Origin of the sequence: Synechococcus sp. A15-28 (assembly GCF_014280175.1) — a bacterium.
Taxonomy (GTDB): domain Bacteria; phylum Cyanobacteriota; class Cyanobacteriia; order PCC-6307; family Cyanobiaceae; genus Parasynechococcus.
The window spans coordinates 2,331,389-2,341,586 of record NZ_CP047931.1; the positions used below are offsets into that span (position 1 = coordinate 2,331,389).

Here is a 10,198-nt window from a genome sequence, read left to right on the forward strand (position 1 = left end):
AACCTCTGCTGAACGCATCAACCAAGGATCAATTGTGAAGAACAAGCAATGTCAGAGCTTGTTGCTGACATCCACCAGATCCACTTGATCATCACCCCAACCACCGCCACTGAAGCTGACGGCACCATTCACCCCCAGCTGCTCATTGATCCAACCCAGCATCACTGGCCCCACCAGCGCTGGACGCTCCTCCCCTTGAAAACTGCGCAGGCTGAAGTGGTCAGCACCGTTCACCAGCACCAGCCGATGGCCCAGCTGAGCAGCCTTGGTATCTCGCATCGGGGAGATCGCCTCGGGTCCTGAAGGAACCACCCAATCGCGGGTTCCACTGATCAACAGCACCTTGGAACTGAGGCTGGTGGAGCTGGAGGGTTCAAACAGAAGACGCAAGGGGGGGCTGACCGCAACGACAGCCTTCACCCGTTGATCGGCAACACCTGCTCTGTTGATGCCGCTGAACCAGCTGCACTGGAGCACCCAGCTCAGGTTGCGCTCGGGGTGGCGAAGATCGTTGCAACGGTCCTTGAGTTTGCGTTCAGTAGGAACGCCACCTGAAAGCTGGAGTGTTGTGGTGGCGCCCCAGGAATGGCCCACCACAGCCACAGCCTTCGTGTTCAAAACCCGACCCTTCAACAGGCGGCCGGACTCGACGGCATCGAGCAGGGCTGACACATCCAGAGGACGCAGGCGCAATTCCTCCGGCCCCGGAGGCGGCCGATCCCCCGCCAACATCGCCCTCTGCTGATTGAAATCGCTGCCGGGATGATCCGGCAGAAGCACTGTGTAACCCTGAGCCGCCAACACCTCGCCCCATCCTTCGAACGATTCAGGGTCATCCCAGAGGCCATGGGAGATCACCACCAGACGCCCGTTGGCCGAGCTAGCCGGCACCAGCGTCAGCACCCTGAGTGATTCCGGACGATGGGTCACGGAAAGGCGAATGACCTGGCGGGTCCAGGACGGCTTCAACGGAGCCCGCAACGTTGGCGTGACCGTTGCAGCGGGCCCAGCCTTGACCAGGGCAACACCCTGCTCCTGATTGGCTTTGAGTCGGTTAGCCGCGTCAGCCACCCGAGACAGATCAATGGACGCCTGCTCACCGGGGAGCTCCCGCAGGAAGCCAAGCACATTGGGTTGACCCTTGCGTTCCGCCCGCACCAGAGCATCCGTCAACATCCGACCGCTGGTATCGGTGTCGACGCCCTCGAGTTCAACGAGATCCGTTGCAGCGAGCAGGGCCTGCTCAAGAAGCGGCTGACCGGTGGACCCCTCCAGGAAGGCCTTGGTCTCCACCGGCAACGGTGCCAGGAACACCTTGCCGATCAGATCGAGAAGCTTGCCGCCGCTGGCTGATTGAAGGTCAGCAAGATCAGGGCTGGACTGAATCAGTTCCTCTGCAGTCCCGGACTCTGCGAGGTTGATGGTGACACTCGTCTCCAGGAACGGCATCCGCAGCACCAGGCGATCAAGCGCCTGGGCAGGCGCAGACATCCCTGCCAGAGCCAGGCCCCCTATGACGGCAGCCAAACGGGTTCCACAGCGCGTCATCAGGCGGCGATCAGGGTGATCTCCGGCGGATGCTGCTCCAAAACACGACTGAGATAGCGGCCTGTGTGACTGGTTGGATGCTGGGCCACCTCTTCCGGGGTACCGGTCACCAGGAGCTCGCCACCCTTGTCGCCACCCTCGGGTCCAAGGTCAATGATCCAATCAGAACAACGGATCACATCCAGGTTGTGCTCGATGCAGATGATCGAATTGCCCTTATCGACGAGACGCTGCATCACATCCATCAATTTGTGCACGTCGTAAAAACTCAGACCCGTGGTGGGTTCGTCGATCAGATAAAGGGTTTTTCCCGTCGCCCGACGTGACAACTCCGTCGCCAATTTCACCCGCTGCGCTTCGCCACCGGAGAGGGTCGGAGCCGGCTGGCCAAGCTTCACGTATCCGAGACCGACATCCACCAGGGTGCGCAATCGATCCGCCGCCTGCGGAATCGCGTCGAACACCTCAGCGGCTTGCTCCACGGTCATTTGAAGCACATCGGCAATGGTGTGCCCCTTGTATTTGACCTGCAACGTCTCGCGGTTGAAGCGTGCCCCCTTGCAGACGTCGCACTGGACATAGACGTCCGGAAGGAAATTCATCTCAATCACATTCACGCCCTGGCCGCGGCAGGCCTCACAACGTCCTCCCTTGACGTTGAAACTGAACTGTCCCACCTGATAACCACGGGCCTTGGCTTCCACCGTGGCGGCGAACACCTGACGGATCGGATCGAACGCTCCGGTGTAAGTGGCCGGGTTGGAACGCGGTGTGCGGCCGATCGGGCTCTGATCGATCACGATCACCTTGTCGATCGACTTCAGCCCCCGCAATTCACCAAGGCCCTGCGGGAAGGGAACCTTGAGCCCAAGACCGTTCTCCAGAGCCGGGTGGAGCAGCTCATTCACCAGGGTGCTCTTGCCGCTGCCACTGACCCCTGTAACCGACACCAACCGACCGAGGGGAAACTCAACGCTGACGTTCTTGAGGTTGTTGCGGTTGCAATCGAGCAATTTGAGCGAACGGGTCCCGCTCTGGCGTCGTTCCGCCGGGGTCGGGATCGAACGGCGACCGCTGAGGTAGGCACCCGTCAGAGACTCCTCACTGGCGACCAGATCCTCAAAGGAGCCCTCCGCCACGATGTGACCGCCGTGGACGCCCGCACCTGGACCGATGTCCACCACATGGTCGGCAGCACGGATGGTGTCCTCGTCGTGCTCCACCACCACCAGGGTGTTCCCCAGGTCGCGAAGCCGCACCAGGGTGTTGAGCAGACGGTCGTTATCCCGCTGATGCAGACCGATGCTCGGCTCATCCAGCACATACAGAACACCGGTGAGACCAGCACCAATCTGGGTGGCCAGTCGGATCCGCTGAGCCTCACCGCCGGACAGGGTCATCGCCGGTCGATCCAGGCTCAGGTAATCGAGACCCACATCCAGCAGAAACTTCAGGCGCAGGCGGATTTCCCGCAGCACCAGATCTCCGATCTGAATCTGACGCTCATTCAGCAGCGGCTTGGCTCCCTCATGGCTGCCAACCCCCATCAACCGCTCGATGCGTTCCAGGGTCTGACCGACGCTGACGGCCGTGAGCTCAGGAATGCAGAAGGGTCCGACCTTGACCGCGAGGGCCTCCGGTCGCAGCCGCTGGCCAGCGCAGCCTTCACAAGGCACCAACTCGAGGAATTTCTCAAGTTTCTGTCGCTGCGCCTCACCACTGGCATCGCGCAATTGACGCTCGAGGATCGGCAGGATCCCCTCGAAGGGCCGGTTGTAGCCACCTTTTCCCTTTCGATAGCGACTGTCCGCCTGAATCAGGATCGGATCGCGACTGCCGTGCAGCAACACGTCCTGCTGCTCATCAGTCAGCTGGTTCCAGGGGGTTTTGATCTCGAAGCCAAAGGCCTCACCCACGGAATACAGCAGTGAGAAGTAGTAGCTGTTGTCCTTTTCAGCCCAGGGAGCCACTGCGGAGTACACCGGCTGAGTGGGATCAGGAATCACCCGGTCCACGGTGAACTTGCGCAGATGACCGATGCCATGGCAGGCCTCGCAAGCCCCGTAAGGGCTGTTGAACGAGAACAAGCGCGGCGACAGTTCCTCCATCACCGCACCGTGCACCGGGCACGCGAATTTCTCGGAGTAGAGACGCTCCCGCTCGACACCGTCGGGAAGCTCCTCCCCCTTCTTGGGCACCACTTCCACCAAAGCGAGGCCGTCCCCACGTTTGAGAACAGTGCGCAGTGAATCGGTGAGTCGTTCCTGGATCCCCTCACGGGCCACCAGACGATCGACCACCACCTCGATGTTGTGGCTGTGGTTCTTGTCGAGCTCGATGTTGTCGCCCAGTTCCCGGACTTCGCCATCGATACGCACCCGAGCAAACCCTTCGGCGGCAAGTCCGCTGATCAATTTGGTGTGGGTGCCCTTCTTGCCCCGCACCACGGGAGCCAGCAGCTGATAACGGGTACCCTCCGGCAGCAGCAGGATCTGATCGACCATCTCGTCGATGCTCTGAGGGCGGATCGAGCGCTCGCACTGGGGACAGTGGGGCTCACCGGCACGACCGAACAACAGACGCAGGTAGTCCTGAATTTCCGTGACCGTGCCAACGGTGGAGCGGGGGTTGTGACTGGTGGATTTCTGATCGATCGAAATCGCCGGAGACAGACCCTCGATGGCATCCACATCCGGTTTGTCCACCTGGCCGAGGAACTGCCGGGCGTAGGCCGACAGGCTCTCGACGTAGCGGCGCTGACCCTCCGCAAAAATCGTGTCGAACGCCAGCGAACTCTTGCCGCTGCCACTGACACCGGTGAACACCACCAGCTTGTTGCGGGGGATGGTGACGTCGACGTTCTTGAGGTTGTGCTGGCGCGCACCCCGCACCCGGATCACATCCTCCAGGCTGCCGCCGGACAGATTCACAGGAGTCTTCCGATCAGTGCTCTTGGCAGCAGCTCGCACCATCGGGCACCGATTGAAAGCACATGAGCTTAAGAAGAACGGCTGCGCTCAGGCCGAACGCTGGGCCAGGAGGCTGGCTGCATAAAGATCAGCCTGATCGCCGCCAGCCAGTTCAGCCAGTTCCTGTCGACGCTCCCGAGTGTCCCGCAGCTGGGACACTCGCGAATAGGTGACGCCTTCGTCCACCTCCTTGCTGACCCTGAAGTGGTGATCCGCCACCGCCGCCACCAGCGGCTGATGGGTGACGCAGAACACCTGACGTTGCTCACCAAGGCTGCGCAGCAGATCAGCCATCGCTCCACTGACGCGACCACTCACACCCGCATCGATCTCATCGAACAGCAGCGTGCTGGAGCCATCGACAGCAGCGAGGGTGGTCTTCAAGGCCAGGAGGAAACGCGACATCTCGCCTCCGGACGCCACCTCCGTCAGCGGTGCCATCGGTTGACCGGGATTGGCGGAGAACAGAAAGCAGACGGCATCCGCTCCGTGGTCCGCAGGATCCGCCGCTCGCAAATCCACCTTGAAACGCACGTTAGCCAGGCCCATCGGTGGCAAGAGCTCGAGCAGGGATGCCTGAAGAGCAACAGCAGCCTCAGAACGGGCCTGACGCAGGGCGTTATTGGCCTGATCCCGTTGCTGGCGCTGGGACAGTTCAACCAACCTCAGCCGCTCAAGATCCGCTGCGAATCCCCCATCCCCCAGCCTTTGCCTGAGGGCGTCGCGACGGTCGATCAACCCCGCAAGATCAAGACCATGGCGTCGCTGTAAACGCTTCAGATCCGCCAGACGCTCCTGGATCCGATCGAGGTGCTCCGGGTCACTCTCCAAAGCCAGACCGTAGTGATCGAGGCAACGCAACAGCTCCTCAACATTCGCCTCCAGATCGAGGGCTTGATCCCGCAACTCCACCAGAGAGCTGTCGAGCTGAGCCATCGATTGCAGCTCCTGGACCGAAGCAGCGAGATGGTCCTGCAGCGAAGGTGCCTGCTCTGCACCATCCCTCAACCGACGGAACAACTGCGCCAGCCCCTCCTGCAGGCGCACGCCATGAACCAATCGATCCTGCTCCTGTTCCAGCCGCTCCTGTTCACCTGGATCCTCCAGACCAGCCGCCTCAAGCTGTTCGAGCAAGGCCTCCTGGTCTGCCCGTTCCTCCTCGGAACGCTGCTGTTCCCGCTCAACGGCCTCAAGTGCCGCGGCTGATTCACACCACCCCTGCCAGGCCGAAGCCACATCAGCCTTCAACGCCCCCAGGGAGGAGCCACCGAGACGATCCAGCCATCGACGCTGTTGACCGGGTTTGGACAGCAATTGCGTCTGACCCTGCACCGTGAGATCAATCAGCAACGGCCGGAGGGACAGGAGCTGCTGACGGTTGACCGGCGTGCCGTTCAAGCGCGAACGGCTGGACCAACGATCTCCGTCCTGACGTTTCCACTCCCGGCTGATGAGCAGCTCGTCCTCGGGTTCAAAGTCGGCCTCGGACAACCAGTCCCTGAGCTGGGGACTGAGCTGAAAACTGGCTTCAATCCGAGCCCGCTCCGATCCATCGCGAAGCAACCGCTGACCGGCAGCTCCCTGAGCCCCTCCAAGCACCGCATCGAGGGCATCGAGGAGGATCGATTTTCCAGCGCCGGTCTCGCCGGTGAGCACCGTGAAACCCGATTCGAACTCCAGTTCGAGCTGATCGATCAGGGCGATGTTCTGCAGCTGCAGACCGGTGAGCACAGCATCCCCGGTGGTGATGCTGAACGTAGCGACGGCTCGCGTCGTTTAGAAGGGGTGCATCAACCCCCTTTAACGATGACAGCGGAGCTCGGGGATTTCATCGAAGCAGCTGGTCTGCTCGAGTACGACCCCGCTGCCATCACCAGGATTTATGCAGGCCATCCCCAGCGGCTGATCCGCCGTTTGTGGCAGACCCTGGTTCCGATTGGACTGCTGTTGCTCGGTGTGGCCTTCGACTGGATCTTCCAGTTGCTGAACGACGAGGAACGGGCCCGAAGCCGCGCCCGTGAATGTGCGGAGCTTCTGGTGGATCTGGGGCCAGCCTTCATCAAGGCCGGTCAGGCCCTGTCCACCCGACCCGACATCGTGCCTCCCCTGCTGTTGGAGGAACTCTCACAACTGCAGGACCAGCTGCCAGGATTCGACAGCGATCTGGCCATGGCTTGCATCGAGGAGGACCTCGGCGCGCCCGTCGACGAGATCTACGAACAACTCGACAGGGAGCCGATTTCCGCCGCGTCACTGGGTCAGGTGCACTGCGGCACACTCAGAAACGGGCAGAAGGTTGCAGTCAAAGTTCAGCGCCCGGGCCTGCGGGAACAGATCACCCTGGATCTCTACATCGTCCGCAACATCGCCGCCTGGTTAAAGAGCAACATCGGCCTGATCCGCAGTGATCTGGTCGCCCTGATCGATGAGCTGGGCAGTCGGGTGTTCGAGGAAATGGACTACCTCAACGAGGCGTCCAACGCTGAAAAATTCGCCGAACTGCACAGCCACAACCCCCGCATTGCCGTGCCGGCCATCTTCCATGAGGCCACCAGCCGTCGGGTCCTGACGATGGAGTGGATCGATGGGGTGAAGCTCACCAACCTCGATGCGGTCCGTCAACTGGGAGTCGATCCCGACGACATGGTGGATGTCGGTGTCAACTGCAGCTTGCAGCAGCTGCTGGAACACGGCTTTTTCCATGCCGACCCCCACCCCGGCAATCTCCTGGCTCTGGAGGACGGTCGCCTCTGTTATCTCGACTTCGGGATGATGAGCGAAGTGAGCCGCGAATCACGCACCGGCTTGATTCAGGCGGTGGTTCATTTGGTGAACCGCAACTTCGGAAAACTCTCAAAGGACTTCGTAACCCTTGGTTTTCTGGCGGAAGACGTCAATCTCGAACCGATTGTTCCCGCCTTCGAGTCGGTGTTCAGTCAAGCCCTGGAAGCAGGGGTCAACCGCATGGACTTCAAGGCCGTGACGGATGACATGTCCGGTGTGATGTACAAATTTCCCTTCCGGGTTCCTCCCTATTACGCGCTGATCATCCGCTCATTGGTCACGCTCGAGGGCATTGCCCTGTGTGTGGATCCCCAGTTCAAGATCCTCGGCGCGGCCTACCCCTATTTCGCGCGGCGACTGATGGAGGACCCCGATCCACAGCTGCGTCAGAGCCTGAAAGAAATGCTTTTCGACGGTGATGCATTCCGTTGGACCCGTCTGGAAAATCTCGTGTCCAGCGCCGCCAGCCAGGCACAACTGGATCTCGAAGCTCTCCTGGATCAGGTGTTGGATTTTCTGTTCTCCCCCAAGGCAGGTCTGCTGAGGGATCAGTTGGTGGATGCCACCGTGGATCGCCTCGACGCCATTGGCTGGTCGACCATGCAACGACTGGGACGCCGCTTACCCAAGCGCCTTCAGCCCAGTGCCTTCCAGTCCCGGGGATTGCCCCCTGCTGACCCCCTGCTGCATCTGGAACCGATCCGTGAACTGATCAACGTTCTTCAGTCTCTGCCGGGCTTCACCCCTGATCTTCTGCTCAAACGGATGCCGAGGTTGCTGAATGAACCGGACACACGTCGAATGGGTGTCCAGGTGGCTCAAGGTCTGGCCGAACGGGGAGTTGTCCGCCTTGTCAGGGTTGCGGCTGGAGTCCCCACCTAAGTTCTGGGCACTGCTCCAGGGGTGATGCCTTCCTACCGAACCCGTCGGTGCCGCATGATCGCAGTTGCTGGAAGCTGCGGTATCGGGCTCACGGCCCTGACGAGCCCAGTTCTTGCCGCCAGGGATGTTGCCCTGGTCAGCGGGGCATTCCGGCGGTCGATTCCGGTGAAAGACATCGAGCATCTCGCCGACACCGGTGAAGCGAGGGGATTGCTGGAACAGCTGCTCGCTCTCTCCAAGCAAGATCCGGAGAACGTTGCCAAGCTCCTCAACCAGAAACTTGATCTGCCCCTGGTCCTCACCAGCCGTCTGATCAACACTCGGATTGGTGAGGCGATCATCCGCCGGGTGGGACAGATTATCTATCCGATCTACACACCCCAACCGGACGTCAGCGTTCCGGCCTTACGGGCTGGTGTCATCAACGGACTCCACAACAGCAGCGATGGACTGACCGCCGTGGATTTCCTCAAGGCTTACCCAAACGAGGTGTTGGCCGTGAATCTTCCGGCCCTGTTCTCGGTGATCGAGAAGGCCCAATCCATTTCCGGCCTGGTGCAGTTCTTCTCCGATTCACCCCTGGACGGCCTCAAGGAAGCCAAGCCCTGAACCTCGTAGATTTCGCCTGATTCCAAGCAGCATCCGGTGTCCCTGTTCCAGAACCTCCGTCGGCGCTTTGCGGCTACTCCTGTGATGCAGGACTGGCCCGGTCTGATCGAGGCCTACAGAGCCTGGTTACCGGTGACCTCCACCACTCCGGTGATCACCCTCAGGGAAGGAGCAACCCCACTCATCCCTGTGCCGGCGATCCAGGAACGGATCGGCAAGGGAGTGAAGGTGTATGTCAAATACGATGGCCTCAATCCCACTGGATCCTTCAAGGATCGGGGGATGACCATGGCCATCAGCAAGGCCAAGGAAGCCGGCTGTGAAGCCGTGATCTGCGCCAGCACCGGCAACACCAGTGCCGCTGCCGCGGCCTATGCCCGTCGTGGCGGCATGAGGGCCTTCGTCCTGATCCCCGACGGTTACGTCGCCCAGGGAAAACTCGCTCAAGCCCTCGTCTACGGCGCTGAGGTGCTGGCCATCCGCGGCAATTTCGACCGCGCTCTGGACATCGTCCGCGAAGCCGCGGAGAAATACCCCGTGACGCTGGTCAACTCGGTGAACCCCTACCGACTGCAGGGCCAGAAAACAGCCGCTTTCGAAATCGTCGATGCCCTCGGTGATGCTCCGGACTGGCTCTGCATTCCCATGGGCAATGCCGGCAACATCACCGCCTATTGGATGGGCTTCCAGGAATACCAACAGGCCGGTCACAGCCGCACCCTTCCGCGAATGATGGGGTTCCAGGCCAGCGGTTCCGCCCCTCTGGTCAACGACACCACCGTGAGCGATCCGGACACCATTGCAACGGCCATCCGCATCGGTAATCCGGTGAACCGGGCCAAAGCCATCGCCGCCCGTCAAGCCAGCAACGGCGCTTTCCTGGATGTGACGGATGCAGAAATCATCGAGGCCTACAAGCTCCTGGGTGGCCAGGAAGGCATCTTCTGCGAACCCGCCAGTGCGGCTTCCGTCGCCGGTCTGCTGAAGCGAAAAGATGAGGTCCCGGCGGGAGCGACCGTGGTCTGCGTCCTCACCGGCAATGGCCTGAAGGATCCGGACTGCGCGATCAACAACAACGACGCCTCCTTCCACACGGACCTGAACCCCGATCTGACCACGGTGGCTGGCGTCATGGGTTTCTGAATCGTGATCTTCACGCCCTCGATGGCCCCCCTGCAGGGGGGCTTTTTTTGCATCAGAAGCGCAGACCAACCCACAAAGTGGCTGGGGAGGACCGTTGAAAAGTTGTTCAACAACATGGGGAAACAACAGCCGAACCCGGGCTCGAAAGCCACGCCGCTCTCTCCACAACCAGTGAAGAAGTGGAAAACAGGCTTTCTCTCCACAGCGGCCGATTTGTCTTCCCCAAGCAAATGCTGATCTCAGCCGAGGCCACGTCTGGAAAG

General features: G+C 61.0%; 6 protein-coding genes. 3 read left to right on the forward strand and 3 right to left on the reverse strand.

Annotated elements, in window-relative coordinates:
- Positions 1 to 51: 51 nt before the first annotated feature.
- From SynA1528_RS13115 to recN, 3 genes are read right to left on the reverse strand one after another with little or no spacing between them, the layout of a single operon-like run.
- Positions 52 to 1,548, reverse strand: coding sequence for an alpha/beta hydrolase family protein (locus SynA1528_RS13115; RefSeq protein WP_186587117.1), 1,497 nt, complete (start codon positions 1,546 to 1,548; stop codon positions 52 to 54).
- Positions 1,548 to 4,520 (reverse strand): excinuclease ABC subunit UvrA, encoded by a 2,973-nt coding sequence (gene uvrA / locus SynA1528_RS13120; protein WP_186587118.1) that lies wholly within the window; start codon positions 4,518 to 4,520, stop codon positions 1,548 to 1,550. Before uvrA ends, SynA1528_RS13115 begins: the two co-directional genes overlap by 1 nt.
- A gap of 45 nt (positions 4,521 to 4,565) precedes the next feature.
- Positions 4,566 to 6,248, reverse strand: a complete 1,683-nt coding sequence (gene recN / locus SynA1528_RS13125; RefSeq protein ID WP_186587119.1) for a DNA repair protein RecN — start codon at positions 6,246 to 6,248, stop codon at positions 4,566 to 4,568.
- 75 nt (positions 6,249 to 6,323) lie between these two features.
- On the opposite strand from recN, the gene SynA1528_RS13130 reads away from it, so the two are divergent.
- From SynA1528_RS13130 to thrC, 3 genes are all read left to right on the forward strand, one after another.
- Positions 6,324 to 8,183 (forward strand): ABC1 kinase family protein, encoded by a 1,860-nt coding sequence (locus SynA1528_RS13130; RefSeq protein WP_186587120.1) that lies wholly within the window; start codon positions 6,324 to 6,326, stop codon positions 8,181 to 8,183.
- 24 nt (positions 8,184 to 8,207) lie between these two features.
- Positions 8,208 to 8,792: an alpha/beta hydrolase gene (locus SynA1528_RS13135; protein WP_186587121.1), complete on the forward strand. Its 585-nt coding sequence runs from the start codon at positions 8,208 to 8,210 to the stop codon at positions 8,790 to 8,792.
- A gap of 84 nt (positions 8,793 to 8,876) precedes the next feature.
- Positions 8,877 to 9,935 (forward strand): threonine synthase, encoded by a 1,059-nt coding sequence (thrC, locus tag SynA1528_RS13140; protein WP_186588532.1) that lies wholly within the window; start codon positions 8,877 to 8,879, stop codon positions 9,933 to 9,935.
- Positions 9,936 to 10,198 lie beyond the last annotated feature (263 nt).